Genomic DNA, 26,680 nt, shown 5'->3' with positions numbered 1-26,680 from the left:
TGGCCGCAACGAACACCGCCATGCAACTGAACCTCGACCCGGCCGCGGCCCGCCCCTCGAACGCACACGCCACCGCGCCCGCCATCTCCTCGGCGATGGCGCTGCTGTTCGCCATCGCCTGCGGGCTCGCGGTGGCCAACGTCTACTACGCGCAGCCGCTGCTCGACACGCTCGCCGCCACCTTCGGCATCCGCCCCGCCGCGGTCGGCATCGTCATCACGATCACGCAGGTGGGCTATGGCCTCGGGCTCCTCTTGGTGGTGCCGCTGGGCGACCTGATCGACCGGCGGCGGTTGATCGTGGGGCAGTCGCTGCTGTCGGTGATCGCGCTCCTGTGCGTGGCACTCGCGCCCAGCGCGGTGGTGCTGTTGCCGGCGATGGCGGCCGTCGGCGTGCTGGCCGTCGTGACGCAGGTGCTGGTCGCCTACGCCGCGCTCACGGCGCCGCCGGGCGAGCGCGGGCGCGTGGTCGGCGTCGTGACGAGCGGCATCGTCGTGGGCATCCTGCTCGCGCGCGCGGTGTCGGGCACGCTGTCTGATCTTTTTGGTTGGCGCTCGGTGTACCTGGTGTCGGCCGCGGCCACGCTGGTCGTCGCCGCCCTGCTGTGGAAGGCGCTTCCCCGGCACGCGCCGCCTTCGGTGCGCATCCCGTACGTGCAGCTGATCCGCTCGGTGTTCACGCTCTTTGCCGAGGAGCCCGTGCTGCGCATCCGCGCGGTGCTCGCCATGCTGATCTTCATGGCCGTCACGATGCTGCTCACGCCGATGGTGCTGCCGCTGACTGCGGCGCCGTTTGCGCTGTCGCACACGCAGGTGGGCCTCTTCGGACTGGCCGGGGCGGCGGGTGCGCTGGGCGCCGCGCGCGCGGGCCGGCAGGCGGACAGCGGCCGGGCGCAGCGCACCACCTGCATCGGCCTGGTGGTCATGCTGCTGTCGTGGGGGCTCATCGCGCTGCTGCCGTGGTCGCTCTGGGCGATGGCGGTCGGCGTGGTCGCGATCGACTTCGGCCTGCAGTCGGTGCACGTGGCCAACCAGAGCCTGATCTACCGCGTGCGCCCCGAGGCGCAGAGCCGGCTGGTCGCCGGCTACATGGTCTTCTATTCGATCGGCTCCGCGACGGGATCGATCGTCTCGACGATGCTGTACGCGCACGGCGGCTGGAACAGCGTCTGCCTCGCGGGCGCCCTCACCAGCGGCGCCGCGCTGGCGTTCTGGGCCGCGACCCGGCACCTGACGCCGCGGGACAGCGGCGGCTGAAAAAGCTCAGGCTGCGGCCGGCGTCGCCTGCCCCGAGCGCAGGCCGAAGCGGTCCTGCGCCTGCTGGCGGTAGGCCGAGGGCGTCATGCCCTTGAGTTGCAGGAAGCGCCGGTTGAAATTCGCGAGGTTCGCAAACCCCACCTCGTAGCAGATGTCGCTCACCAGCCGGTCGGAGGTCTGCAGCATCTCGCAGGCCTTGGTGATGCGAAGCCGTGTGACGAAATCGGTGAACGTGCTGCCCATGTGCTTGTGGAAGTAGCGCGAGAAGCTGCTCTCGGCCATGTTGGCCACGGCGCACACGGCCGGCAGCGAGAGCTCTTCGGTCAAGTGTGCGTCGAGGTAGTCGAGCACGCGGCGCATGCGGGTGTTGGCGCTCGGGTCGTCGTCCAGCGTCCCGGTGGCGCTGGAGATCTGGCGCCAGTCTTTCCAGTTCGCCAGCTCGTGCAGCAGCGCGATGAATTCCGCCAGGCGGGCCATGCCCTCCTGCGCCTGCACGCGCAGGAAACGCTCGCGCACCCGGTCGCCGATGCCGAAGAACTCCACACCGAGCTTCGCCCGGTCGAGCATCGGCAACACCGCCTCCAGCTCGCGGAACAGGCCCGTGGCCTTGCGCAGCGGCTCGTCGCGAAAGTGGATGACCATGCTGCGCCCGACGATGCCCTCGGGCGGCACGTCGTCGGAGATCCAGGTGTGCGGCAGGCGCGCACCCACCAGCGCCACGTAGCCCGGCTCGAAGCGGCCGATGTGGTTGCCGACGTAGACGTCGCCGCTGCTGCGGTTGATGCACTGCAGCTCGTACTCGTCGTGGTAGTGCCAGCAGTCGAACGGCCAGGGCGCGCCGTGCTGCAGGCAGCGCACCGAACTGCCGCCCGCCGGCTCGAAGCCCAGGCGCGGGTCGCGCAGCAGTTCATGCTCGAGTTCGGGCTTGCGGGCGGTGTGTGGTCTGCTCATGGCGTCTCCCTGGATTGAACCGCAGGATGCTTCCGAGCATGCGCGCCGTGGACGGCGGTACCGACAGGCGGCCGCCTGTCAGGCGCCGGCCACCTTCATGCGGTTGACCAGAATCGACCCCGTGGTCTTTGCACCGAAAGTGTAGGCATCGGCGCCGATGGCTTCAATGCCCATCAGCATGTCCTTGAGGTTGCCGGCGATGGTGATCTCCTCCACGGGGAAGGCGATGCGGCCCTTCTCGACCCAGAAGCCGCTCGCGCCGCGCGAGTAGTCGCCGGTCACGTAGTTCACGCCCTGCCCCATCAGCTCGATCACGAAGAGGCCGGTGCCCAGCTTGGCGAGCATGGCGTCCAGGTCGTCGCCGTGCCTGGTCAGGCGCGAGCTCAGCGTCAAGTTGTGCGAGCCGCCGGCGTTGCCGGTGGTCTTCATGCCCAGCTTGCGGGCCGAGTAGGTCGAGAGGAAATAGCCCTCGAGCCGCCCCGCGTCGACCACCTTGCGCGCGCGCGTGGTCACGCCTTCGTCGTCGAAGGGCGAGCTGCCCTTGCCGCGCATCACGTGCGGGTCTTCGGCCACGTCGATGTGCTTGGCCACCACGGGCTTGCCGAGCGAATCGAGCAGGAAGGTGCTCTTGCGGTACAGCGCCCCGCCGCTCACGGCCTGCACCAGCCCGCCCAGCAGGCCCACGGCCAGCGGCGACTCGAACAGCACCGGGCATTCGGTGGTCTTGATCTTGCGCGACTTCAGGCGGCTCAAGGCCCGTTCGGCGGCGTAGCGGCCCACGGCCTCGGGGCTTGCGAGTTCGTCGGCCGAGCGCATGGAGCTGTACCAGGCGTCGCGCTGCATGTTGTCGCCCTTGCCGGCGATGGGTGCCACCGAAATCGAATGCCGCGAACTGGCGTAGCCGCCGCGAAAGCCGTGCGTGTGGGCGCTGAAGAAGTGGCTCTGCTGGGCCGAGACGCCCGCGCCTTCGCTGTTGGTGATGCGCTTGTCGGTGGAAAGGGCAGCAGCCTCGCATTCCAGGGCCAGCTTGGCGGCCTGCTCGCTGGTCACATCCCAGGGGTGGAACAGGTCCAGCTCGGGGTGTTCCTTGGCGATGTCTTCCTCGTCGGGAAGGCCGCTCACGGGGTCTTCGGCGGTGAAGCGGGCGATGTCGTAGGCGGCCTGCACGGTCTGCTTGATGGCGCCCTCGGAGAAGTCGGAGGTGCTCGCGTTGCCGCGGCGGTGGCCCACGTAGACCGTGATGCCGAGGGACTTGTCGCGGTTGCGCTCGACGTTCTCGAGTTCGCCCTTGCGGACCGAGACGCTGAGCCCGCAGCCCTCGGAGGCCTCGGCGCCGGCATCGGTCGCACCGAGCTTTTTGGCGTGGGCCAGGGCCGTGTCGACCAGGTTTTCGAAGAAGGAGCGGCTGTAGGCGAAGCCGGAATCGGCGCGCGAGGAGGATGTCGTCATGTGGTGGCTATGATACTTGCGCCCCCCATTTCCCGGTTTTCCCCCCAGCTTCCCGCTGTCTCGCGTTGTCTGTTGCGCATTGCAACGCCGCACGGCGCGGCCCAGAATCCACCCACATGTCCCGCAAACCCAAAAAAGGCTATTTCGTTCGTGGCCAGTTCGTTGCCGAAGGCAGCGAACTCGACCTGGAGCTCAAGCGTGAGCTCAAGGGCACCGACGAAGCCAGCCGCACCGATCTCAAGCGCGAAAGCGACGAACTGCAAAAGCTCGGCACCGAGCTGCTCACGCTGCGCGCCGCCCTGTTCGATGCCCTCCAGCTGGACGAAAAACTGGTCGACGCCGTCGCCGAGGCCAAGCGCATCACCAACTTCGAGGGCAAGCGCCGCCAGATGCAGTTCATCGGCAAGCTCATGCGCAAGCTCGAACCTGAGGTGCTGGAGGCCGTGAAGCTCGCGCTGACCGAGCAGAACAGCACGCCGGCCGCCGAAACCGCCGCCCTGCACGAGGCCGAGCGCTGGCGCGACCGGCTGATCGCCGACGACGACGCCCTGGGCGGCTGGATCGAGACCCACCCCGCCACCGACTCCCAGCAGCTGCGCGCCCTGGTGCGCCAGGCCCGCAAGGACATGAAGACCGGCCCGGCCGGCGAGGCGCCCCGCCAGGGCAAGGCCTACCGCGAGATCTTCCAGCTGGTGCGGGAGCAACTGGCCGTGCACGGCGGCGACGACCACGCCGCGGCCGCCGCCGCGCAGGACCGGGAAGAGGACGCATGAGTTCGTCGTTCGACCCGGTGCGCATCGGCATCGTCTCCGTCAGCGACCGCGCCTCCAGCGGCACCTACGAGGACAAGGGGCTGCCCGCGCTGAAAGAGTGGCTCGGCCGGGCGCTGAAGAACCCCCTCGAATTCGAACCCCGCCTGATTCCCGACGAAACGGCCCTGATCAGCGCCACGCTGATCGAGCTGGTCGACGCCGGCTGTTCGCTGGTGCTGACCACCGGCGGCACCGGCCCCGCGCTGCGCGACGTGACCCCCGAGGCCACGCTGGCCGTGGCCCACAAGGAAATGCCCGGCTTCGGCGAGCAGATGCGCCAGATCAGCCTGCGCTTCGTGCCGACCGCGATCCTCTCGCGGCAGGTGGCGGTCATCCGCGGCAAGAGCCTGATCATCAACCTGCCGGGCCAGCCCAAGTCGATCGCGGAAACGCTCGAAGGGCTGAAGGATGCCGATGGCGCGCAGGTCGTGCCGGGCATCTTCGCGGCGGTGCCCTACTGCATCGACCTCGTCGGCGGGCCGTACCTGGAAACCGACGACGCGGTCTGCAAGGCCTTCCGGCCCAAGTCGGCGATCCGGCCCGCGCGCTGAGCGCTCTTTCCGCTTTTTCCGCTTTTCCGCTGGCTACTTGACCAGCGTCAGCAGCGGCGCGCCCTTGTCCTTGACCATCGTCACCAGGAACTTCGCCGGCTTGGTCTTGCTGGCATTGCGGCCGACCGTGTGGATGTCGCCCGGGCCTTCGTAGAAGGTCTGGCCCGGCGTCAGCGTGACCTCCTTGCCGCCCTTCACGCCCATGACGATCGATCCCTGGAGCACGTAGATGAAGGCGTGGGCGTCGTGGCGGTGGACGGGGTCTACCGAGCCCGGCGGAAAGTCCACGATGAACGAGATCGCCTCCTTGCCGGGCATGTCCGCCAGGTCCTTCGTCATGAGGACGGTCGCGGCGGCTTCAGGCGCGGCCAGGGCGGGCATCGCGGCAAACACGCCGAGCGCGAGGGCGAGGGAATTGCAGGTCTTATGGAAACGGGTCATGGGTTGTCTTTCGGCCCGGGTCGCGGGCATTGGATGAATGGGTTGGTGAACCGGCAGCGAGTGAATCAGGCGCGTGCGCGCAGTGCCAGCCAGTCTGCGAAAAGCGTCGTGCCCAGGCGCGGGTCGCGGCCCGGTGTCAGCGAGCGGTCGTCCAGCTCCACGCCGAAGTAGCTGGCCCCGGCATCGGTGACGACCGGACGCTTGTCGCCGGTCGCCGCGAACAGGCGGCGCACCAGTGCGTCGAGTGGCAGCGCCTCGGGCCCCGCGATCTCGATGCGGCCGCGCGCGGGCGGCTCGCCCACCACCACGGCAAGGGCGGCGGCGACGTCGTCCGCCGCCATCGGCTGGATCAGCGCGTTCGACAGCCGGACCTCGCCGCCCCGCACGCTCCCGTCGGCGATGCCGGCCACGAACTCGAAGAACTGCGTGGCCTGCACGATGGTCCAGGGCACGGGCGAGGCCTCGATCAACTCTTCCTGGCGCTGCTTGGCGCGGAAATAGCCGCTGGCCAGCAGGCGATCGGTGCCGACCACCGACAGCGCGATGTGGTGCGCGACGCCGGCCTCTGCCTCGGCAGCCAGCAGGTTGCGCCCCGCGGTGTCGAAGAAATGCAGCGCCGGCGCGTCCTCGAACGAGGGCGAATTCGCCACGTCGACGACGACCTGGGCGCCCGCCAGCACCTCTTTCAGGCCTTCGCCGGTCAGCGTGTTGACGCCCGTGGAGGGCGAGGCCGCGACGACCTCGTGGCCCGCCGCGCGCAGGTGCGGTGCAAGCTTCGAGCCGATGAGGCCGGAGCCTCCGATGATGACGATTTTCATGATCGATTCCTGGTGAATGGCGAAAGAAGCACCTCCGTCCGGAGGCGCCTGTTCCTTAGACGTCCGGCGTCACGGGTTTGTGACAGGCCGGGCGAAAAACCAGGAAAGCGACCCGCTGCGCGCCTAGGGCAGCCCCATCGACACGGGGCGGGCCTCGCGCCTGCGGGCCTCCTCTACCGCTTCGTCCTCATCGCGCCGGTGGGCGATGCGGTAGAGCAGCGGCAGCACCAGCAGCGTCAGCGCGGTCGAAGAGAGGATGCCGCCGATCACCACCGTCGCGAGCGGCCGCTGCACCTCGGCGCCGGTGCCGGTGGCGATCGCCATCGGCACGAAGCCCAGCGACGCGACCAGCGCCGTCATCAGCACCGGCCGCAGCCGGGTGAGCGCGCCTTCGCGGATCGCCTCGTCCAGCGGCATCCCGCCTTCGCGCAGGTTGCGGATGAACGAGATCATCACCAGCCCGTTGAGCACCGCCACGCCCGAGAGCGCGATGAAACCCACCGCCGCCGAGATCGACAGCGGTATGCCGCGCAGCCACAGCGCCACGATGCCGCCGGTGAGCGCGAACGGGATGCCGGTGAACACCAGCAACCCGTCCTTCAGGTTGCCGAACATCGCGAAGAGAAGCGTGAACACCAGCAGCAGCGACACCGGCACCACCACCTGCAGGCGCTGGGTGGCCGATTCGAGGTTTTCGTACTGGCCGCCCCAGTCGGTCCAGTAGCCCGCGGGAATGCGCACGGCCCGCATCGCCTCTTCGGCCTCGGCCACGAAGGAGCCCAGGTCGCGCCCGCGCACGTTGGCGCTGACGACGATGCGGCGCTTGCCGTCCTCGCGGCTCACCTGGTTGGGGCCCGGCGCGAGCTCCAGCGTGGCGACTTCGCCGAGCGGGATGAAGCTGGTGCGCGCGGCCTCCGCGCCTGTGCCCACTCCCACTCCCACACCCACTCCTTTCGGCAGCGCGATCGGCAGCCGCTTGATCGCCTCCAGGTCGGTGCGCAGGTTCTCGGGCAGGCGCACGAGAATGCCGAAGCGCCGGTCGCCGTCGAACAGCGTGCCCGCCTCGCGGCCGCCGACCGCGATGGACACCGCGTCCTGCACGTCGCCCACGTTCAGGCCGTAGCGCGCGGTCTTCTGGCGGTCGATGTTCACCGTGAGCATCGGCAGGCCCGTGGTCTGCTCGACCTTCACCTCGGCCGCGCCGGCGATGCCCGCGAGCACCTTCGAGACCTCGGCCGCGGTCTTGTCGAGCACGGCCATGTCGTCGCCGAAGATCTTCACCGCCACGTCGCTGCGCACGCCCGAGATCAGCTCGTTGAAGCGCAGCTGGATGGGCTGCGAGAACTCGTAGTTGTTGCCCGGCAGCTTCTCGACCTCTTCCTGCACCGCCGTCAGCAGCTCGGCGCGCGTGCGGCGGGGCGCAGGCCACTCGCTCTCGGGCTTCAACATGATGTAGCCATCGGAAATGTTCGGCGGCATCGGGTCCGATGCGATCTCGGCCGTGCCGGTGCGCGCGAACACGCGCTCGATCTCCGGGAATTTCGCCTTCAGCGTGCGCTCGAGCTGCATCTGCATCTCCACCGACTGCGTGAGGCTGGTGCCCGGAATGCGCAACGCCTGGACCGCGAAGTCGCCCTCGCTCAAGCTGGGCACGAACTCCGTGCCCAGCCGCGTGGCCAGGAGGCCCGAGAGCAGCACCGCCACCACGGCCGCGGTGATGACCAGCGGCTTGACCGTCATCACGCGCGCCAGCAGCGGCGCATAGCCGCGCTTGGCCCACGCCATCAGCCGGTTCTCCTTCTCGCTCACCTTGTTGCCGATGAACAGCGCCACGGCCGCGGGGATGAAGGTGATCGACAGGATCATCGCGCCCAGGAGCGCGATCACCACGGTGAAGGCCATCGGGTGGAAGAGTTTCCCTTCCACGCCCGTGAGCGCGAAGATCGGCAGGTACACGATCATGATGATCAGTTGCCCGAAAAGCAGTGGGCGCCGCGCCTCCTGCGAGGCGGCGAACACCTCGTGGAAGCGCTCGCTGCGCGTGAGCGGCCGGCCGTGCTTGGCCTGCGCATGCGCCAGGCGCCGCACGCAGTTCTCCACGATCACCACCGCGCCATCGATGATGATTCCGAAGTCCAGCGCGCCCAGGCTCATGAGGTTGGCGCTGACCTTCTGGTTCACCATGCCGGTGAAGGTGAAGAGCATCGACAGCGGAATCACCAGCGCGGTGATCAGCGCCGCGCGGATGTTGCCGAGAAAAAGAAAGAGGATCGCGATCACCAGCACCGCGCCCTCGAAGAGGTTCTTCTTCACCGTGGCGATGGCCTTGTCCACCAGCACCGTGCGGTCGTACACCGTCACCGCCTTCACGCCCGCGGGCAGCGTGCGGTTGACCTCCTGCATCTTCCTGTCGACCGCCTGCGACACGGTGCGGCTGTTCTCGCCGATCAGCATGAAGACGGTGCCCAGCACCACCTCGCGGCCGTTGTCGGTGGCCGCGCCCGTGCGCAGTTCTTGCCCGATGCCGACTGCGGCCACATCCTGCACACGCAGCGGAATGCCGCCCGCATTGCCCAGGATCACGTTGCCGATGTCCTCGGCCGACTTCACCTGCCCCGGCGCGCGAATGAGGTACTGCTCGCCGCGCTTCTCGATGTAGCCCGCGCCCACGTTGGCGTTGTTGCGCTCCAGCGCGGTGACCAGGTCGGTCATCGTGAGGCCGTGCGCCAAAAGCTTCGCGGGGTCGGGCGCGATATGGAACTCCTTGGCGTAGCCGCCGATGGAGTTGATCTCGGTCACGCCCTTCACGTTGCGCAGCTGCGGCTTGATGATCCAGTCCTGGATCTCGCGCAGGTCCGTGGGCGTGTAGGGCGTGCCGTCGGGCTTCTTCGTGCCCTCTTGCGCCTCGACGGTCCAGAGGTAGATTTCGCCCAGCCCCGTGGAGATCGGCCCGATCACCGGCGAGATGCCGGCGGGCATGCGCTCGCGCGCCGACTGGATGCGCTCGTTCACCAGTTGCCGCGCGAAGTAGATGTCGGTGCCGTCCTGGAAGATCACCGTCACCTGCGAGAGGCCGTAGCGCGAGAGCGAGCGGGTCTGCTGCAGGCCGGGCAGGCCCGCCATCACCGTCTCGATCGGATAGGTCACGCGCTGCTCGGCTTCCAGCGGCGAATAGCCGGGCGCGGCGGTGTTGATCTGCACCTGCACGTTGGTGATGTCGGGCACCGCGTCGATGGGCAGCTTCTGGTAGCTGAAGACGCCGAGCGCGGCCATGCCGAGCACGGCGAGCAGCACGAGCCAGCGCTGCGCGATGGAGAAGCCGATGATGCGTTCGAACATGCGTCGGTCCTCAGTGCGTGTGCGTGGCCGAGCTCTTGCCCTGCTGCGACTTCACGACGAAGCTGCCGCTGGCCGCATGGGGCGCGCCCGGCTTCAGGCCGCCCACGATCTCGATGCGCTTTCCGTCGCTGCGGCCGGTCTGCACGTGCTGCGGCAGGAAGCCGCCGGGCACCTTGAGGAACACGGTGGGCTTGTCTTCCACCGTCTGCACCGCCTCGGCCGACACCGTGACGGGCGCGTCCGCCTCGGACGCCACCAGCTCCACGTTCACGAACAGGCCCGGGCGCCACACGCGCTGCGGGTTGGTGAGCGTGACGCGCGCGGTGGCCGTGCGCGTCTGCGCGCCGATGAGCGAGCCCACGTACGACACGGTGCCGCTGGCAGTCTGGTCGAACGCGGTCGAGCGGATGGTCACCGGCTCGCCGATGCGCACGAGGTTCAGGTTGCCCGCGGCCACGCTGATCTCTGCCCACACGGTCGAGAGATCGGAAATGGTGAACACGTTGACCGCCTCGCCCACCGATTCGCCGAGCGCGATGTGCTTCTCGACCACCATGCCGTCGAAGGGGGCGCGCAGCTCGTAGCGCCCGAGCGCGGCCGAGCCCGGCGTGGCGCCCAGCGCCAGCAGCTTCTGGTTGGCGTTGGCCACGGCGATCTGCGCCTCCTGCGTGGCCTGCTGGGCCTGCAGGTAGTCCTGCTGGGGCGAGATCTTTTCTTCCCAGAGTTTCTTCTCGCGCTCGTAGGTGCTGCGCGCGAGCTCGAGCCTGCGCTGCGCCGACTGCAGCGCGCTGCGCTGCTCCGAGAGCCCCGGGCTGGAGAGCACCGCGAGCACCTGCCCGCGCTTGACCTCCTGGCCCAGGTTGGCCGACACGCTGTCGACCACGCCCGCCACGCGCGGCACCACGTGGGCCGTGCGGTCTTCGTTGAACTTGATCTCGCCCGGCAGTTGCAGCGAGGTCTTGATGCGCGCGGGGCCGGCGCTCTCGATGGCCATGCCGGCGGCCTTGACCTGCTCGTCGGTGAAGGGGATCTTTTCTTCTTCCGCCTTGCGTTCCTTCGACTCGGCCTTCGCTTCGCCGGGAGCGCCCTTCTCCTTGGATTCCGTGGACTCCTCGCCGTGGTGCTCCTTGTCGCCATGGCCCTTGGCCTCTTCATGGCCGTGCTCATGGCCATGGTCCTTGCCTTCGGCCTTTCCCTCCTCGTGGTGCTCGCCGTCGGCATGCCCCTCGGCTTCCGAATGGCCCGCCGCCTCGGGCTTGGCCGGCGCGGTGCGCAGGATGAGTGCGCCCGCCGCGAGGCCCACGACCAGGACGGCGACGATAGCCATCCACTGCTTCTTGCCGATGCGGTCGGCGAAGGTCTTGCGTTCTTGTTGCGTGTTCATGGTCTGTCCTTGTCAGCGCGCGACGGGCGTCGCATGCAGGGTTTCTTCGCCGTCGGTGCCTAGCAGCCGGTCGAGCTCGCCGGCCGCGCGGTGCGCATCGGCCAGCGCGACGAGGTACTGGTTGCGCACCTGGAACAGCGTGCGCTGCGCATCGAGCGCTTCGAGAAAGCTGAACTTGCCCAGCTCGAAGCCCTTGGTCGCGGCCCTGTAGGCGGTCTCGGCGCCGGGGAGCGCATCGCGCTGCAAGGTCTCGGCCGTGGCGCGCGCCGAGCGCAGGCGCTCGGTGGCCTGCGCCACGTCGGCGCCCAGCTGCAGCTCGGCGGCGGCGAGGTCGTCGCGCGCTTTCTCCTCGCGGCTGAGCGCCTCGGCGAGGTTGCCGCGATTCGTATCGAAGATCGGCAGCGGCACAGAGAGGCCGACGACCACCTGGTTGCGGCGGCTGTTCGCGCCTTCGGTGTCGGTGGACGCGGGCACGCGCTTGGCGCCGAGAGAGACGGTGATGTCCGGGATGCGCTTGGCCTGTTCCAGGCTGGAGAGCGCCTCTCGCCGTTCGACTTCGAGCCGCGCCTGTCGCAGCACGGGCGCGGCGAAGAATCGGCCTTCAACGTCTTGCGGCGAGGCAAGTGTCGGCAACTGATCGACCGCGCCGTCCACCTGCGTGAAGCGCGGCGACGGGTTGCCCCACAGCGCGGCCAGCTGCTGGCGCGCGGCGCGCAGCGTGCCCTCGGCCTGCAGCAGCTCGACGCGCACGCCCGCCTCGGCGACGCGCGCGCGGGTCTCCTCCAGCGGCGACACCTTGCCGGCCGTGACGCGGTTGGCGGCGGCCCTCGTCGCGGTCTGCGCGAGGCCGACGGAATCCTGCGCGAGCCGCAGGCGCTCCTGCGCGGTCAGCACCTCGAAGAACAGCGTGACGGTCGATGCGCGCAACTCCGAGCGTCGCGCGGCGAGCGCCGACGCGGCCTGGTCGCGCGCGCGCTCGGCGGCCGTCACGCGCGCCGCGCGCTTGCCGCCCAGCTCGATGGGCTGGCTCAGCTGCAGCGTGGTCGTGCGGTTGTCGCGGCGCAGGTCTTCCAGCTGCGCGCCGAGCACCGGGTTGGGCCAGGCGCCGGCCTGCACGATCGCGCCCTCGGTGGCCTCGTGCTCACGCGAGGCCGCGGACAGGCTGGGGTTGGACTGCAGCACCATCGCGACGGCGCTGCGAAGGGTCAGCGGACCCGCGGGCTCCAGCATCCTGGCGGGCGCGCGGGATGAAGAAGACTGGGAGCCGGCAGCAGTCTGCGACTGCGTTTGTGAATAGGCCGGGGGCACCGCCAAGGCCAACACGGCCAGCGGCACGAAGAGCGTGCGCATCGAATTCTCCTGGGTTGCGAAACAACGGACGGACGAATTCGGCGAGAGCTCAGCTGATGAAGGGGATCAGTGGTGGGTGGTGTTCTCTCGCCGAATCAGAGGGCGAGAGGCCGTGCGGGGCGCACCGGGACTTCGGAGACATGCGAAACGAAACGCTCTTCCGATCGGGCGTGCAGCACTTGCGGCAACTGGGGTGCATCGGCTGCATCGCCGGCCGCCACATTCACATGCTGCGCGCAGCCGAAGTGGCTCACGGTGCAGTGGCCGACCGCGCCGTTGGGCTGCGTGGTGGCGTTCTTCTTGGCGCCGTCGCCGGTGTGCGTGCGATCGGTGCCGCGGGCATCGTCCTCGTGATGGCCCCAGTGCCCGGGCTGCGTGTCGCGCTCGTGCTCGCAATACGCCGCCGACGCCGCCCAGCTGAGCTGGAACGGAAGCAGGAGCAGCAGAAAGATGAGGAGCCAGCGACGCATGAGTCAAAAAGTATATCGACGGGGGTGAAGCCCCCATCCCGCAAAAGCCCTGCGGTTCGAGGGCCCGGCGCAATCTACGACGCGAAGGCGGCGCCTTGTCCGTCAATAGGATTACTAAATCGTAACCAGTGCATTGAAAGGTATTGGGTACGATTCGACGATGCGAATTCTTGTCATCGAAGACGAGCCCAAACTGGGCGACTATCTGAAAAAAGGGCTGGAGGAAAACGGATATGTGGTCGACATAGCCCGCGACGGCATCGAGGGCCGTTACCTCGCCACCGAGGGAGACTACGCGCTGGTCCTGCTGGACGTGATGCTGCCCGGCATCGACGGATTCGCCGTGCTGCAGGCCATACGCCGCACGAAGAACGTGCCCGTGCTGGTGCTCACCGCGCGCGACAAGGTCGAGGACCGCGTGCAGGGACTGCAGCAAGGCGCGGACGATTACCTCGTCAAGCCCTTCTCCTTTTCCGAACTGCTGGCGCGCGTGCAGGCGCTGCTTCGGCGCGGCAAGGCACAGGACTCCACGGTGCTGCGCCTGGCCGACCTGGAACTGGACATGGCCAGCCGCAAGGTGTTTCGCAACCGCGGGCGGCTGGACCTCACGGCCAAGGAATTCACGCTGCTGGTGGTGCTGCTGCGCCGGCGCGGCCAGATCCTCTCGCGCACCACGCTCGCCGAGCAGGTGTGGGACATGAACTTCGACAGCGACACCAACGTGGTGGAAGTGGCCATCCGGCGCCTGCGCAGCAAGATCGATGACCCCTTCGAAGTGAAGCTGCTCCACACCGTGCGCGGCATGGGCTACGTGCTGGAAGACCGCTCCTGGGCATGAGCCCCCGGCCGCACGCGAACTCAATCCAGCGCCGCCTCTCGCTCTGGATCGCCGCGCAGACGCTGTTCGGCCTCAGCGTGATCTGCCTGGCCATCTACCTCGTGACGGCCTGGAATTTCGGCCAGAAGCAGGAGGACGAGCTCGACCAGAAGGCGGTGCTGGTGCAGCACCTGCTTCAGGAGGCCGAAAAAGGCGGCGACCTCGTCTTCCTCAAGCACAAGCTGGACGACTTCTTCTCGATGCAGGACGACGTGAGCCTGTCGATCTCGCATGCGGGCCAGCAACTCTTTCAGTCGCGGCCCACGGCGGGCGGGCGCTGGATGCGGCGCGACCTCACGGTGCCCTGGCAGCAAAACGGTCCCGCAACCCAGTTGCAGGTGCAGCTCGGCGTGAACGTGGCGCAGGAAGCGCGGCTGCTCGAGCGGCTCGCCTGGACGCTGCTCGGCGCCGTGGTGCTGGGCACCGCGCTCGTGTCGCTCACCGGCATGTGGCTGGTGCGGCGCGGCCTGCGGCCGCTGAAGGCGCTGGCCGACCGGACCGCGGCGATGGCGCCCGACAAGGCCAACCAACCGATCGATGCACTGGCCTTCGCCGAAGAGCTGCGCCCGTGGATCACGCAGTTCAACGCGCTGCTGCTGCGCGTGCAGCGTTCCTATGTGCAGCTCGAATCGTTCAATGCTGACGTGGCGCACGAGCTGCGCACGCCGCTCGCGAACCTGATCGGCTCCACCGAACTCGCGCTCACGCGGCCGCGCTCCAACGAAGAACTGCAGGGCGTGCTGGCATCGAACCTGGAGGAGATCGGCCGGCTCTCGGGCATCGTCACCGACATGCTGTTTCTCTCGAAGGCCGACCGCGGCACCTCGACGCGTTCGCGCGCCGTCGTGAGCCTGGCAGCGCAGGCGCGCGACGTGATCGACTTCTACGACGCGATGCTCGACGAGGCCGGGCTGCGGGCCGAAGTCACCGGCGATGCGATGGCCGACGTGGACGCCGCACTGGTCCGCCGCGCGCTCTCCAACCTGCTGGGCAACGCGATCCGCTTCGCAGCGCCGGCTTCGGCCATCGGCATCGAACTGAAGGAAGACCGCGACGCGTTCATCCTCTCGGTCGTGAACCGCGGGGAGCCGATCGATGCGGCCGCGCTCCCTCGCCTGTTCGAGCGCTTCTACCGCGCCGCGCAGGCCCGCGACGGATCGACGCGGCACCACGGTCTGGGCCTTGCCATCGTGGAGGCCATCGCGCGCATGCACGGCGGGCGCGTGTTCGCGTCGAGCGAGGGCGGGGAAACGCGCATCGGCTTCACGGTGCGCCGCAACGGCTGAAAGCGCCGCCTCGCGCTCAGGGCTTGGCGTGCGCCTCGGCTTCGGCCGGGGCGGCCACGCCGGCCACCGCCTTGGGCTTGCGGCCGATGCACAGCGTCATCAGCGGCCCCGTCATCGCGGTGGTGGCGAGCGCCATCACCAGGAGCATCGTGAAGAGCTCGGGGCCGATCAGGCCCACGTCGAAGCCGATCTTGATGACGATCAGCTCCATCAGCCCGCGCGCATTCATCAGCGAGCCGGTGGCCATGCTGTCGCGCCAGCTGTAGCCGGCCATGCGCGCGCCGGCCGCGCCGCCGGCCACCTTGCCGACAGTGGCCACGCCGATGATCAGCAGCATCGCGCCCAGGCTCGTGCCCGTGAAGGCGCTGGCGGTGGTGCCCAGCCCCGCGAGCGCGAAGAAGAGCGGCATCAGCACGACGATGGAAATGGGCTCGATGCGCTCGCTCAGCGAGCGCAAGAGGCGGTCGTCGCGCGGCAGGCAGGCGCCGAACAGGAAGGCGCCGAACACCGCATGCAGGTGCAGCCATTCGGTCAGCAGCGCGGTGACCAGCAGGCCGATCATCAGCGAGGCCATCACCGTGGTCGACGGCTCGCCGTCGGGCGCCTTCACGCGCAGCAGCCAGGCGAAGGCCGGCTTCAGGCCGAAGAACAGGAAGGCCAGCATCACCACCACGCCGACCGTGATCTTCACGAGGCCCGCATAGCCCTCGCCCGCGCCGACCATGGCCACCACGAAGGCCAGCAGGATCCAGGCGAACACATCGACCACCGCAGCGGCGCTGAGCGAGAGCTGGCCGAAAGAAGTGCGCGTCATGCCGCGGTCCTTCAGGATGCGCGCCATGACGGGGAAAGCCGTGATGGACAGCGCCGCCGCCATGAAGAGCGCGAACGGCCAGAACGCGACGCCGGCCGGCGCGAGCGCGGGATACAGCGTCGGCGAGATCGCCAGGCCCAGCGCCAGCGGCACGATCACGCTGAGCACGCCCACCGCGCCGGCCGCCTTCAGCTGCGAGCGCATGTTCTGCGAAGACCGCAGCTCCAGCCCGACGACGAACATGAAAAGCACCAGCCCCACGGTCGAGAGCGACGAGAGGCCCTGCAGCAGATCCTTGGCGAACAGTTGCGCATGCAGTGCGGGAAAGAGCGCGCCCATCACCGCCGGCCCGAGCATCAGGCCCGCGGCCATTTCGCCCACCACGCTGGGCTGGCCCAGGTAGCGGAGCACCCAGCCGCAGACGCGCGCGGTGGTGAGGATGACGACGAGTTGCAGCAGCAGGGTGGTGACGGACATGGGAGATCGGGGCGCGGGCGCCAGGGGGCGTAGCCGGCGATGTTAGTGCCGCGGGGGGCCGGGTTCAATCCGGCCGCCGGGCCGCCAGGATGCGCGCGAGGCACTCGGCCAGCTCCTGCAGCCCCAGCGGCTTGTGCAGCACCTCGGCCACGCCCGCGTCGCGCGCCCGCTGCTCCAGCGCCACGTTGACGTTGCCGCTCACCAGCGCCACCGGCAGCGCCGGGCGCTTCGCGCGCAGCAGCCGGGCCAGCTCGCTGCCGGGCATGCCGGGCAGCATCTCGTCGGTGAGCACCGCGTCGAAGCGCTGCGGATCGGCCTCGAACGCGGCCAGCGCACGCTCGCTGGTGCCGAAGCCCACCGGCTCGTAGCCCAGGCTCGCGAGCAGTTCCTCGGCCAGCTCGCGCAGCGGCTGCTCGTCGTCCACGATCATCACGACCTCGCCGTTGCCGCGCGGGCAGCCGGGCACGGTGTCCAGCGGCGCCTGTTCGGGCTCGCCCTCCGCCGCCTGGCCCTGCAGCACCGGCAGCCACACCGACACGACCGTCGGCTGGCCATTGCCCGTCACCACATCGATGGCGCCGCCGATGTCCGCCACGATGCCGTGCACCACCGAGAGCCCGAGCCCCGTGCCCTCGCCCACCTTCTTGGTGGTGAAGAACGGGTCGAACATGCGCTGCAGCACCTCGGGCGGAATGCCCGGGCCGGTGTCGCCCACGTCCAGGCGCACGTACGAACCGGCGGCGATGTCGCCGTGCAGCAGCGCGCGCTTCTCGCCGATGTCCACGCGGTCGAGCCGCAGGCTCACCACGCCCACCTCGCTCACTTCGCCCATGGCCTGCACGGCGTTCGTGCAGAGGTTCATCACCACCTGGTAGAGCTGCGTGCCGTCGCCCACCACGGCCGCGCTGCCGGACTGCAGCCGCGCGTCCACGCGCAGGCCCGGCGGCAGCGTGGGCACGAGCATCGAGATCACCTCTTCGACCAGCGCCTGCATGTTGACGGGCACGCGCTCGGCGATGCCGCTGCGGCTGAAATCGAGAATGCGCCGCACCAGCAGGCGCGCACGGGCGCCGGCCTGCATCACGCGGTCGATGTGGCGGCGCATCGCGCTGCCGGCCTCGGCCTGCTGCTGCGCCATTTCGCCGAAGCCGAGGATGGCGCCCAGGATGTTGTTGAAGTCGTGCGCGATGCCGCCCGAGAGCGTGCCCAGCGCCTCCAGGCGCTGCGTCTGCTGCAGGCGCGCCTCGAGCCGGGCCTTGTCGGCCTCGGCGAGCTTGCGGTCGCTCACGTCGGTGGCCGCGCCGAAGAGGCGCAGCGCAGCGCCCGCCTCGTCGCGCACGCAGCGGCCGCGCGCGTGGATCCAGCGCCATTCGCCGCCGGCGTGGCGCACGCGGTATTCGAGTTCGACCGCGTGCGTGCGGCCGGCCAGGTGGTCGTCGATGGCAGCCTTCGCGCGCGGGGCGTCGTCGGGGTGCAGGTGCACATGGCGCAGCACGTCGGCCGAGGTGCCCAGCGGCACCGACGCATCGACGCCGTGGAGCGCGCGCCACTTGTCGGAGACGAACACCGAGTCCTCGGCGAAGTTCCATTCGGCATGGCCTTCGTTCGCGGCCTCCATGGCCATGGCGTAGCGCTCCTCGCTCTGGCGCAGCGCCAGTTCGCCGCGCTCCTGCCGGCGCAACTGGCGCAGGAGGCCGACGATGGTGAGCACCACCAGCAGGATCAGCAGCACCGTGCGGATGCCCGAGCTCCACATCTCGTCGTACCAGGGGCGCAGCGCCTCTTCCTCGTCGCGCATGATGGCCAATATCAGCGGCCGCTTGCCCACGCCCACCGCGGCGATCAGCTTGGGGCGGCCGTCCATCGGGTTGATGGCGCGCGCCACCTTGCCGCCTTCTTTCAGCGCCGCGAGTTCGGGAAAGCTCAGCTTCTTTTCGGGGTCCGTGGGCCCGGGCTGGCGCACCACCAGCGTGCCGTCGCTCAGCGTGAGCAGCAGCGAGCTGCCCTGGCCCAGCTGGATGGCCGAGTACATGCCTTCGAGGTGCTGCAGCGTGACGATGGCGGTGACCACGCCCGCGAACGCGCCGCCCGGCCCGTCGATGCGGCGCGACACCACCAGCCCCGGCATGCCTTCCGTGCGGGTGGTCATCGGCTCGCTGATGAAAAGACCCGTGTCGCGCGAATCGCGCTGCGCGGTGAAGTACGGCCGGTCGGACACATCGGACAGCGGACCGCCCGTCTCGCGCGAGCGATGGCGCTGCATGCCGCGGGCATCGACGATGGTGAGCACGCTCACCTGCGGCACACCGACCGTGCGGGAGGCCAGGCCCGGCGACACCTCGCCGGGGCCGAAGTCGCCGCTGGAGGCGCCGTACCAGCTCGCGGTGTCGCGCAGCACCACGTCGACCGCCTGCATGCTGCGCAGCGACTGCTCGGCCAGCGCCTTGGCGAGGTTGCCGAGCTCGCGCTCGTTGGCCAGCATGATCTGCTGGTGCAGCCGCCAGCCGTCGTAGCCCGCCGAGCCGATGCACGCGGCGATCAGCAGCACGCCGGCGGCAACGATGCGGCGGCGCAGGCGGTCGGCGGATTTCATGGCGTCACGCGTTCTCAGTGCGCCGCGCCGATGGTGTCGGCCACCGCCTGGAGAAGCTCGCCGCGCGCGCAGGGTTTGGCGACGAGGCGGCGCAGCCCGAGGGCGCGCGCGGGGTTCGAATCGCTGTGCAGGCTGCGGCCCAGGCGGGTCGAGAGGCCGATGAGCGCCGCGCGCGGATAGCCGGCCCGCACGGCGCGCACGGTGTCGGCGCCGCCGCCGCGCAGGTCGGGCACGTCGACGATCACCAGGTCTGCCTCGCTACCGCCGTGGGAGGAGGTGGCGAGGCCCTGCGCGGGCAGCGCCCGCACGGCGTAGCCCTCGCCCAGCAGCCATTCGCAAATCAGTGTTCGCATGGCGCTATCTTCCTCGATCACTACGACGGTGGGCATGGTCTCTCTGCAGGTGCGGGCGGCGCGGGTTGCCGCCATGACGCTATTGGCGCTCCTGCACATGCCGCGCTCATGTCGGCGGCGGCGCGGGCGTTTCATCTGTAATGCGCCCGCACGCCGCGCGCAGCGAAGTTGCATTACCCTTCGCCTCCATGAGCGCCAGCCACCACATCCTTGTTGTCGACGACGATCCGGCCATCCGGGAATTGATGGCCGAGTACCTCACCGAGAACGAGCTGCGCGTGACCACCGCCGTCTCGGGCGCCGAGATGAAGAAGGCGCTCGCGGAATCGGTCATCGACCTGGTGGTGCTGGACCTGCGCCTGGGCGGCGAGGACGGCATGCACCTGGCGCGCCACCTGCGCGAGACCAGCGCCATCCCGGTGATCATCGTGACCGGCAAGCGCGATGAGGCCGACCGCGTGATGGGCCTGGAGATCGCGGCCGACGACTACATCACCAAGCCCTTCAGCAACCGCGAGCTGCTCGCGCGCATCCGCGCGGTGCTGCGGCGCTACCAGGTGCAGCGCGACGCCACCGCGGCGGCACCGGCCAAGGGCGGCACCGAGCGGCGGGCCTACCGGTTCGCGGGCTGGGAACTGAACGTGCTGGTGCGCCGCCTCACCGCGCCGGACGGCCGGCGGGTGGAGCTGAGCAACGGCGAATTCAACCTGCTGCTGGCGCTGTGCGAGGCGCCGCAGCGCGTGCTCTCGCGCGACCAGCTGCTCGAACTCTCGCGCCTGCACGGCGCGGAGGTGTACGACCGGTCGATCGACGTGCAGATCCTGCGCCTCAGGCGAAAGATCGAGGTCGATGCCTCGGCGCCGCAGTTCATCCGCACCGAGCGCGGTGCGGGTTACGTGTTCGACACGCAGGTCGACGCGCTGAACTGAAGCGTCGTCAGAGGCCCGTCAGAGGCCCTGCACCTGCACCGGCTTGCCGGGCTGGCCCGCCACCTGCGGCGCGATCACGAGGTAGCGGCGCGAGGCATCCGCATTCGACTGCACGATCTGGCGGATCGGCCCGATCGCGTTCACGATGGCCGAGCCCGCCGGGTTGGTCATGAAGTTGGCCAGCGGCTGCAGCGCGCCGCCGCCGTCGGGCTGCTCGGCGAGCGCGAGCACGTAGGGCGACTTCGGCTCGAGTCCCGTCGCGGAGGCCTGCAGCACCTGCGTCAATCCCTGGTCGAACAGCGCCACGCTGGTGGGCGTGGGCGCACCCGCCTTGTCGCCCTGCACGGCCATGAGCGTCAGGTGCGCGGCCTGCCCCGCCACGCCGAGCGGCTGCAGGCCCTGCGTGCCATCGCCTTCGGGCACCGCGTTCGGCACATAGGCGATCGCCTGCGGCGCCTGGCCGATGGGCACTTCGCCCACGACCCTGTTCGTCGCGGTGTCGATGACGGCGAGCGCATCGGCGTTCTCCAGCCCCACGTAGATGCGCGAGCCGTCGCCCGAGGGCCAGATGCCGTGCGGCAGCTTGCCCACCGGGATCGTCGCGACCTGCGAGAAATCGTCGGTGCGGAACACCTTCACCTGGTTGAGCCCGCCAATGGTCACGTAGGCGAAGGTGCCCTTCTTCGTGGCGGCGAAGTTGACGTGGTTGGTGATCGGCCCGGTGTCGAACGACTTGATGACAGCGAACGGCGGCTTCGCATCGAACACCATCGTGCGGCCCACGTCCTTGAGGGTGAACCACACCTGCTTGCCATCGGGCGTGGCGGCGATGTTGGGGCAGAAGGGGCTGTCCTGCTTCACGCGGCCGGCGATCTCTTTCGTCGCTGTGTCGATCACCACGGTCTCGGGGTTGAACGACGAGCACACGTAGCCGTACTTGCCGTCGGGCGAGAAGATCTGCATGCCGGGTCCGGCGGGCGTGACGATGCGGGTCTTCTCCTGGAAGGTGGCCGCGTCGATCACCGACACGTAGTTCTCCCCGCGCACCGTGACCCACACCTCCTTGCCGTCGGGCGTGAAGAAGGCCTCGTGCGGCGAGCGGCCGACATAGGTGGTGTGCTTGACGGCGTTGGTCGCGGTGTCGATGAAGGTCACCGAGTTGGAGCCGATCGACACAATGGCCAGCGTTCGGTGGTCGGGCGAGAAGCCCATGCCGTGCACCAGCACCTGGCCCTTGTAGAGCGGGCTGAAGTTGCCGGGCGACGGATCGCCCAGGCGGATCACGCCCAGCAGCCGGTTGTCGGCCGGGTCGGTCACGGAGACGGTGTTGGAGAACTGCTCGGCGGCGTAGAGGCGGTCGCGGTGGCTCACCGGAATGTCGGCGGACGCGGTGGCACCGGGGGCCTGCCCCGCGTGCGCGAACGACGTGAACGACGCGGCAATAGCGAACGATGCGCAAAGCAGCGCGGCGGCGTGACGAATGGGGGTCATGGGTTGTCTCGGTGCTCCATGTGCATGCCGGGCATCGTGTGTCGATGCGGCATGGCATCTGTTGTGTTGATGGCGGAAAGGCCCTGCGTGGGCGCGGGTGCCGAAGGCGGCAGCGGCTGGCCGAGCGCGAGGTGCATCGCCGCGATCTCCTGCTGCTGCTCGACGATGATTTCCTGCGCGATGCGGCGCAGCTGCTCGTTGCGGCCGTAGCGCAACTCGGCCTGCGCCATCTCGATGGCGCCCTGGTGGTGCGGGATCATCATCGCGGCGAAATCGCGGTCGACATCGCCCGAGGGCTTGACCTCCATCGCGGCCATCATGCGGTTCATGGCGGCGTCGTTCTCGGCGGCGAAGGCGGCGGCGAGCGAGTCGGCTGCCGCGGGCAGAACGCCCGCGGCAGCGACCAGCGCGGCGCCCACTGCAGCCGCCAGCGCGATGCCGCGCCGGCGGCGTGGTGACGTGGCGCTCACTGGCCCGCGTTCTGAGGCGTGGCCATCGCGACGGCGCTGTTCGTCGCCACCGCGTTGCCGCCGTGCGCGAGGAAGAACGAGCCGCTGTCTTCGCCGTAGAGCGCATCGAAGTGGCCGCTCTTCTCGGCCGTGGCCAGCTCGGCCTTGACCTCGGCGCGCGGCTCGGTCGACTTGAAGTTGCGCGAGAGATACGCCGAGCCGCTGTCGCTGGCGACCAGCACGCCCAGCGTGCCGTCGGCCTTGGCCTGCGCCAGTTCGGCCTTCACCTCGGCGCGCGGTTCGCTCGACTGGAAGTGGCGCGACAGGTAGGCCGAGCCGCTGTCTTCGCCCGTCAGTGCAGCCAACTGGCCGCTGGCCTGCGCCGCCTTCAGTTGCGCGACGACTTCGGCGCGGGTCAGGCTCTGGGCCGAGGCGGCGCCGGCGGCGGTGAGCATCACGGTGGCGGCAAGGGCAGCCATGGCGGCATTGAGTTTCTTCATGATCGTTTCCTTCTTGCGCATCTGAAAAAGTAGAAGGGGTGCGCCGGCAGACACGCGTCCGGCAGGCCCCGAGCCAACACTGGGTGATCCAGGCACCGGGGGTGCCGGTGCTTGTCTCGGGCTCTACTTTGCAAAGCGCGCGTTGCGCACGAATTGCGCGCGCGGCGCGGCCGATTCAGATGAAGCGGGAACGATTGCAGATGAAATACAGGGTCATTCGAACCAGCGGTTGGCCCACTGGTTGAGCGGCGTCAACCGCTTGACGAGTTCGCCGCCCGCCTCGGTGAGCACGTAGCCCGTGCCCGAGAGCTCGACGACGCCAGCCGCGCGCAGCTCCTTGAGCCGGTCGTTCAGCACCGAGGGCGACATGTCCTCCGTGCTCGTGCGCAGCGCCCTGAAGCTCTGCGGCGAGCCATCGCGCAACTCCCACAGGATGCGCAGCGTGCCCTTGCGGCCCAACTGCTCCAGCAATCGCATGATGGGCCGCCGCGCCGTGGGAGGTGTGGGGGGCGCGGGCTCCGAGGCCGATGCTTCTTCGTTGTCCATGTCGTGCTTCCGGTGATCGAACGGGCGCCTCTTGCGCTACGCATTTCGTAGCGATAGACTGCGCCGGATCGCTACGTTTTTCGTAGCGATTTCGACGCATTCTATGAAGGATTCCGACCATGACGACCGCCGCCCTGCAGCCCCTCAGCGCGCCACGCATTCCACCGCTCGAAGCGCCCTTCCCCGAGCCCATCGCCGACCTGCTGGCGCGGATGAATCCGCCCGGACAGCCCGAGATCCTCGCGCTCTTCCGCGTGCTGGCCGTGAACCCCGAACTCGCCGAGCGGACGCTGGGGCTGGGCCGCTACCTGCTGGGCCGGAAGGCCGCCGTCGGCCTGCGCGACCGCGAGCTGGTGATCACCCGCGCCTGCGCCCGCTGCGGCGCCGAGTACGAATGGGGCGTGCACGTCACGGCGTTTGCCGATGCGGCGGGGTTCAGCGCAGTCGATCGGCGCGTGATGGCGTCGGTCGCCGAAGACGTGGACCTGCTCGCGCCGCGCGACCGGCTGCTGGTGTCGATGGTCGACCAGTTGCACGACCGCAGCGACATCGACGACGAGCTCTGGCAATCGCTCAGCGAACACTGGAGTCACGCGCAACTGATCGAGCTGATGATGCTCGCGGGGTGGTACCACGCGGTGAGCTATGTGTGCAATGCGGCGCGCGTACCGTTGGAGAAATGGGCCGCGCGCTGGTAGGCCTCAGCCTTTCTCCGCACGCATCAACCGCAGCCCGTTCGCCACCACCAGGAGGCTCGCTCCCATGTCCGCGAACACCGCCATCCACATCGTCGCACTGCCGAACACCGCGAGCACGAAGAACACGCCCTTGATGCCCAGCGCCAGCGTGATGTTCTGCCACAGCACCGCGTGCGCGCGGCGCGAGAGGCGGATGGTCTCGGGGATGCGGCGCAGGTCGTCGTTCATGATGACCACGTCGGCCGCTTCCATTGCGGTGTCGGTGCCCGCGCCGCCCATGGCGAAGCCGATGTCGGCCTGCGCGAGCGCGGGGGCGTCGTTGATGCCGTCGCCGGTCATCGCCACCGCGCCGTAGCGCGCCTGCATCGCCTGGATGGCACCGAGCTTTTCTTCTGGCAGCAGGTTGCCGCGCACGTCCTCGATGCCGGCGTGGGCGCCGATGGTCCTGGCGGTCGCGGCGTTGTCGCCGGTGAGCATCACCGGCACGACGCCCAGGGCGCGCAACTCGGCCACCGCCGCTTGCGACGATTCCTTGATGGTGTCGGCCACGGCGAAGAGCGCGAGCACGGCCTGGCCCGATGCGAGCAGCGTGACGGTGCGGCCGGCCTCTTCATGGCGCTGGAGTTCGGCTTCGAGCGCCGGCGTGCACAGGCCCGTCTCCTCGATCAGCCGGTGGTTGCCGAGCATGTAGGTCTGGCCCGAAAGCGCGGCCTGCACGCCGCGGCCCGGCAGCGCGGTGAAGTCGCCGACCTCTGCGCGCTCGCCCTTCAGGCCCGCGGCGATGGCCCTGGACACCGGATGGTCCGAACGCCCCGCGATGCTCGCGGCGATCGCGAACACCGCCGTCTCGTTGCCCGATGCATCGAGCAGCGTCGATTCGACCAGCTTGGGCTTGCCTTCGGTGATGGTGCCGGTCTTGTCGAACGCCACCGCCTTGAGCTTGCGCGCCTCCTCGAGGTAGGTGCCGCCTTTGATGAGGATGCCGCGCCGCGCGGCCGATGCGAGCGCGCTCACGACCGTGACGGGCGTGGAGATCACCAGCGCGCACGGGCAGGCGATGACCAGCAGCACCAGCGCCTTGTAGAGGGCCTGCAGCCAGGTCCAGTCCATGAACAGCGGCGCGAACAGCGCAATCGCCAGCGCCAGCACGAAGACCGTGGGCGTGTAGATGGCGGCGAACTTGTCGACGAAGCGCTGCGTGGGCGCACGCGTGCCCTGCGCCTCTTCGACCGCGTGGATGATGCGCGCGAGCGTGGTGTCGGCGGCCACGGCCGTGACACGGAATTCCAGCGCGGCGGTCTGGTTGATGGTGCCCGCGAAGACCGCATCGCCGACGGTCTTGTCGACCGGAATGCTCTCGCCCGTGACGGGCGCCTGGTCGATGGCGCTCAGGCCCGCGGTCACCACGCCGTCCAGCGGCACGCGCTCGCCGGGGCGAATTCGGGCGATGGCGTCGAGCGGCACCGCGTCGGCGCGCACCGTCTGCCAGCTGCCGTCGGGCTGCTTCACCTCGGCCTCTTCGGGCGTGAGCGCGAGCAGGCCCTGGATCGCATTGCGGGCGCGGTCCACGGCGCGCGCTTCGATGAGTTCGGCGATCGCATAGAGCGCCATCACCATCGCGGCCTCGGGCCACTGGCCGATGACGAAGGCGCCGGTCACGGCAACGGCCATCAGCGCGTTGATGTTGAGGCGGCCGCGCACCAGCGCGCCGAAGCCCTTCTTGTAGGTGTCCAGGCCCGCGAGGCCGATGGCCGCGAGCGCGAGCCCCATCTCGACGGCCATGAAGCCCTTGCCTTCGAGCGCGAGGAAGGAGATCGATTCGGCCGCGATGGCCAGCACCAGCGCGGCGACCAGCCGCGCGAGGCCGGTGCTCATGCCCGCGATGCGCGCCGGGACGACAGGGGTGGCCGGGTCGGCTGCATCGCCGACTGGCTCGGGCTTGAAGCCGGCCTTGCGGATCGCATCGAGCGCCTGGGGCAAGGCCGCATCGTCGGCCGTGATGGCCATCGTGCGTTCGCCGAGGCGAAAGCGCAGGCCCTTGACGCCGGCAACCGGCTCGAGCGCGCGGCGGATTTCGGATTCTTCGACCGCGCAGTCCATCGTGGGAATGCGAAAGAGCAAGGCGCCCTTGGGAATGTCGGTGGTGTCCGCGGCGGGGGACGAGGCGCAGACCGGGCTGCCGCAGCAGCTTGTTTCTGCATGCGCATGAGGATGGCCATGCGAATGATCGTGACCGTGGTCATGGTCTTGATGAAGGGCCGGCGTCACGGGCTTCAGGGCGTTCTGGTTCGTCATGAAGTCGATTGGAAACCCTGAAGCAGGTGTAGAGTCAAACGCAAATCCCTTCACTTCGATTTGCCGCATCATGAAAATCGGTGAACTCGCCAAGGCCGCGAACACGCCGGTCGAAACCATCCGGTACTACGAGCGCGAGCAGCTGCTGCCCGCGCCCGCGCGCACCGATGGCAACTACCGCATCTACGACGACGAGCACGCCCAGCGCCTGGGCTTCATCCGGCGCTGCCGCTCGCTGGACATGACGCTGGACGAGATCCGCAGCCTGCTGAAATTCCGCGATGCGCCGCAGGACGATTGCGGCCAGGTCAACCAGCTGCTGGACGACCACATCGGCCACGTGGCCGCGCGCATCTCCGAACTCAAGACGCTGGAGAAGCAGTTGAAGGCGCTGCGCCTGCAGTGCTGCGGGCCCGAATCGGCCAATGCCTGCGGCATCCTGCAGGAGCTGGACACCGCCGCACTCGCGCCCGAGACCTTCGGCCAGCATGCGGGCCATGTGCACGGCTCGCTGCACGGCGCGTCGGCCAGGCGCCCGGCCTGAGATCGAC

At 69.2% G+C, this 26,680-nt stretch carries 24 protein-coding genes; 8 read left to right on the top strand and 16 right to left on the bottom strand.

Annotated elements, in window-relative coordinates; genetic code table 11:
* The first annotated feature begins 20 nt into the window (after positions 1 to 20).
* Positions 21 to 1,256, top strand: coding sequence for an MFS transporter (locus tag ACZYRS_RS12530; RefSeq protein WP_463419529.1), 1,236 nt, complete (start codon positions 21 to 23; stop codon positions 1,254 to 1,256).
* Between the two features lie 6 nt (positions 1,257 to 1,262).
* Here ACZYRS_RS12530 and ACZYRS_RS12525 read toward each other — a convergent pair whose 3' ends face one another.
* Together ACZYRS_RS12525 and pmbA are read right to left on the bottom strand one after the other, a co-directional pair.
* Positions 1,263 to 2,207, bottom strand: a complete 945-nt coding sequence (locus tag ACZYRS_RS12525) for a cupin domain-containing protein (protein ID WP_463419528.1) — start codon at positions 2,205 to 2,207, stop codon at positions 1,263 to 1,265.
* 78 nt (positions 2,208 to 2,285) lie between these two features.
* A complete protein-coding gene (pmbA, locus tag ACZYRS_RS12520) occupies positions 2,286 to 3,656 on the bottom strand; it encodes a metalloprotease PmbA (RefSeq protein ID WP_198787358.1) in 1,371 nt (456 codons plus the stop codon).
* A 116-nt stretch (positions 3,657 to 3,772) separates the two neighbouring features.
* Here pmbA and yjgA point away from each other — a divergent pair, with 116 nt between their 5' ends.
* Complete coding sequence (gene yjgA / locus ACZYRS_RS12515) at positions 3,773 to 4,429, top strand: ribosome biogenesis factor YjgA (protein ID WP_042576993.1); 657 nt, start codon at positions 3,773 to 3,775, stop codon at positions 4,427 to 4,429.
* A complete protein-coding gene (mog, locus tag ACZYRS_RS12510; protein ID WP_463419527.1) occupies positions 4,426 to 5,019 on the top strand; it encodes a molybdopterin adenylyltransferase in 594 nt (197 codons plus the stop codon). Before yjgA ends, mog begins: the two co-directional genes overlap by 4 nt.
* Positions 5,020 to 5,052: 33 nt before the next feature.
* Here the strand turns inward: mog and ACZYRS_RS12505 are convergent, their stop codons facing one another.
* The 6 genes from ACZYRS_RS12505 to ACZYRS_RS12480 form a co-directional block, all read right to left on the bottom strand.
* Positions 5,053 to 5,460, bottom strand: coding sequence for a cupin domain-containing protein (locus ACZYRS_RS12505; protein ID WP_463419526.1), 408 nt, complete (start codon positions 5,458 to 5,460; stop codon positions 5,053 to 5,055).
* A 65-nt stretch (positions 5,461 to 5,525) separates the two neighbouring features.
* Positions 5,526 to 6,278, bottom strand: coding sequence for an SDR family oxidoreductase (locus ACZYRS_RS12500; RefSeq protein WP_463419525.1), 753 nt, complete (start codon positions 6,276 to 6,278; stop codon positions 5,526 to 5,528).
* 123 nt (positions 6,279 to 6,401) lie between these two features.
* A complete protein-coding gene (locus tag ACZYRS_RS12495) occupies positions 6,402 to 9,617 on the bottom strand; it encodes a CusA/CzcA family heavy metal efflux RND transporter (RefSeq protein ID WP_463419524.1) in 3,216 nt (1,071 codons plus the stop codon).
* A 10-nt stretch (positions 9,618 to 9,627) separates the two neighbouring features.
* Complete coding sequence (locus ACZYRS_RS12490) at positions 9,628 to 11,001, bottom strand: efflux RND transporter periplasmic adaptor subunit (RefSeq protein ID WP_463419523.1); 1,374 nt, start codon at positions 10,999 to 11,001, stop codon at positions 9,628 to 9,630.
* Positions 11,002 to 11,013: 12 nt separating this feature from the next.
* Positions 11,014 to 12,351 carry a TolC family protein gene (locus ACZYRS_RS12485; protein WP_463419522.1) on the bottom strand — a complete coding sequence of 446 codons (1,338 nt, stop codon included), beginning with the start codon at positions 12,349 to 12,351 and terminating at the stop codon, positions 11,014 to 11,016.
* A gap of 95 nt (positions 12,352 to 12,446) precedes the next feature.
* A complete protein-coding gene (locus ACZYRS_RS12480) occupies positions 12,447 to 12,821 on the bottom strand; it encodes a hypothetical protein (RefSeq protein WP_463419521.1) in 375 nt (124 codons plus the stop codon).
* 160 nt (positions 12,822 to 12,981) lie between these two features.
* On the opposite strand from ACZYRS_RS12480, the gene ACZYRS_RS12475 reads away from it, so the two are divergent.
* Together ACZYRS_RS12475 and ACZYRS_RS12470 are read left to right on the top strand one after the other, a co-directional pair.
* On the top strand, positions 12,982 to 13,659 hold the full coding sequence (locus ACZYRS_RS12475) for a heavy metal response regulator transcription factor (RefSeq protein WP_198787350.1): 678 nt from the start codon (positions 12,982 to 12,984) through the stop codon (positions 13,657 to 13,659).
* Positions 13,656 to 14,984, top strand: coding sequence for a heavy metal sensor histidine kinase (locus ACZYRS_RS12470; RefSeq protein ID WP_463419520.1), 1,329 nt, complete (start codon positions 13,656 to 13,658; stop codon positions 14,982 to 14,984). The genes ACZYRS_RS12475 and ACZYRS_RS12470 overlap by 4 nt, the downstream gene beginning before the upstream one ends.
* Before the next feature lie 16 nt (positions 14,985 to 15,000).
* Here the strand turns inward: ACZYRS_RS12470 and ACZYRS_RS12465 are convergent, their stop codons facing one another.
* The 3 genes from ACZYRS_RS12465 to ACZYRS_RS12455 all read right to left on the bottom strand — a co-directional run bounded on the left by ACZYRS_RS12465 (position 15,001) and on the right by ACZYRS_RS12455 (position 19,221).
* On the bottom strand, positions 15,001 to 16,275 hold the full coding sequence (locus ACZYRS_RS12465) for a cation:proton antiporter (protein ID WP_463419519.1): 1,275 nt from the start codon (positions 16,273 to 16,275) through the stop codon (positions 15,001 to 15,003).
* Between the two features lie 64 nt (positions 16,276 to 16,339).
* Complete coding sequence (locus ACZYRS_RS12460; RefSeq protein ID WP_463419518.1) at positions 16,340 to 18,868, bottom strand: ATP-binding protein; 2,529 nt, start codon at positions 18,866 to 18,868, stop codon at positions 16,340 to 16,342.
* 14 nt (positions 18,869 to 18,882) lie between these two features.
* Positions 18,883 to 19,221 carry a hypothetical protein gene (locus ACZYRS_RS12455; protein ID WP_463419517.1) on the bottom strand — a complete coding sequence of 113 codons (339 nt, stop codon included), beginning with the start codon at positions 19,219 to 19,221 and terminating at the stop codon, positions 18,883 to 18,885.
* A gap of 188 nt (positions 19,222 to 19,409) precedes the next feature.
* On the opposite strand from ACZYRS_RS12455, the gene ACZYRS_RS12450 reads away from it, so the two are divergent.
* Positions 19,410 to 20,150, top strand: a complete 741-nt coding sequence (locus tag ACZYRS_RS12450; protein WP_463419516.1) for a response regulator — start codon at positions 19,410 to 19,412, stop codon at positions 20,148 to 20,150.
* Positions 20,151 to 20,168: 18 nt separating this feature from the next.
* Here the strand turns inward: ACZYRS_RS12450 and ACZYRS_RS12445 are convergent, their stop codons facing one another.
* The 4 genes from ACZYRS_RS12445 to ACZYRS_RS12430 all read right to left on the bottom strand — a co-directional run bounded on the left by ACZYRS_RS12445 (position 20,169) and on the right by ACZYRS_RS12430 (position 23,136).
* Positions 20,169 to 21,641, bottom strand: coding sequence for a YncE family protein (locus ACZYRS_RS12445; RefSeq protein ID WP_463419515.1), 1,473 nt, complete (start codon positions 21,639 to 21,641; stop codon positions 20,169 to 20,171).
* Positions 21,638 to 22,111: a DUF305 domain-containing protein gene (locus ACZYRS_RS12440; RefSeq protein ID WP_463419514.1), complete on the bottom strand. Its 474-nt coding sequence runs from the start codon at positions 22,109 to 22,111 to the stop codon at positions 21,638 to 21,640. The genes ACZYRS_RS12445 and ACZYRS_RS12440 overlap by 4 nt, the downstream gene beginning before the upstream one ends.
* Positions 22,108 to 22,590, bottom strand: coding sequence for a hypothetical protein (locus ACZYRS_RS12435; RefSeq protein ID WP_463419513.1), 483 nt, complete (start codon positions 22,588 to 22,590; stop codon positions 22,108 to 22,110). Before ACZYRS_RS12435 ends, ACZYRS_RS12440 begins: the two co-directional genes overlap by 4 nt.
* Before the next feature lie 213 nt (positions 22,591 to 22,803).
* A complete protein-coding gene (locus tag ACZYRS_RS12430) occupies positions 22,804 to 23,136 on the bottom strand; it encodes a winged helix-turn-helix transcriptional regulator (protein WP_463419512.1) in 333 nt (110 codons plus the stop codon).
* A gap of 119 nt (positions 23,137 to 23,255) precedes the next feature.
* Between ACZYRS_RS12430 and ACZYRS_RS12425 the strand changes: the two genes are divergently transcribed.
* Positions 23,256 to 23,834, top strand: coding sequence for a carboxymuconolactone decarboxylase family protein (locus tag ACZYRS_RS12425; RefSeq protein WP_463419511.1), 579 nt, complete (start codon positions 23,256 to 23,258; stop codon positions 23,832 to 23,834).
* A 3-nt stretch (positions 23,835 to 23,837) separates the two neighbouring features.
* On the opposite strand, the gene ACZYRS_RS12420 is transcribed toward ACZYRS_RS12425, so the two are convergent.
* Positions 23,838 to 26,129: a heavy metal translocating P-type ATPase gene (locus ACZYRS_RS12420; protein WP_463419510.1), complete on the bottom strand. Its 2,292-nt coding sequence runs from the start codon at positions 26,127 to 26,129 to the stop codon at positions 23,838 to 23,840.
* A gap of 70 nt (positions 26,130 to 26,199) precedes the next feature.
* On the opposite strand from ACZYRS_RS12420, the gene cadR reads away from it, so the two are divergent.
* Positions 26,200 to 26,673 (top strand): Cd(II)/Pb(II)-responsive transcriptional regulator, encoded by a 474-nt coding sequence (gene cadR, locus ACZYRS_RS12415; RefSeq protein WP_463419509.1) that lies wholly within the window; start codon positions 26,200 to 26,202, stop codon positions 26,671 to 26,673.
* Positions 26,674 to 26,680: the final 7 nt, after the last annotated feature.

It is taken from the genome of Variovorax sp. AC194 (genome assembly GCF_979257995.1).
This window is presented reverse-complemented; position numbering and strand designations above follow the sequence as displayed.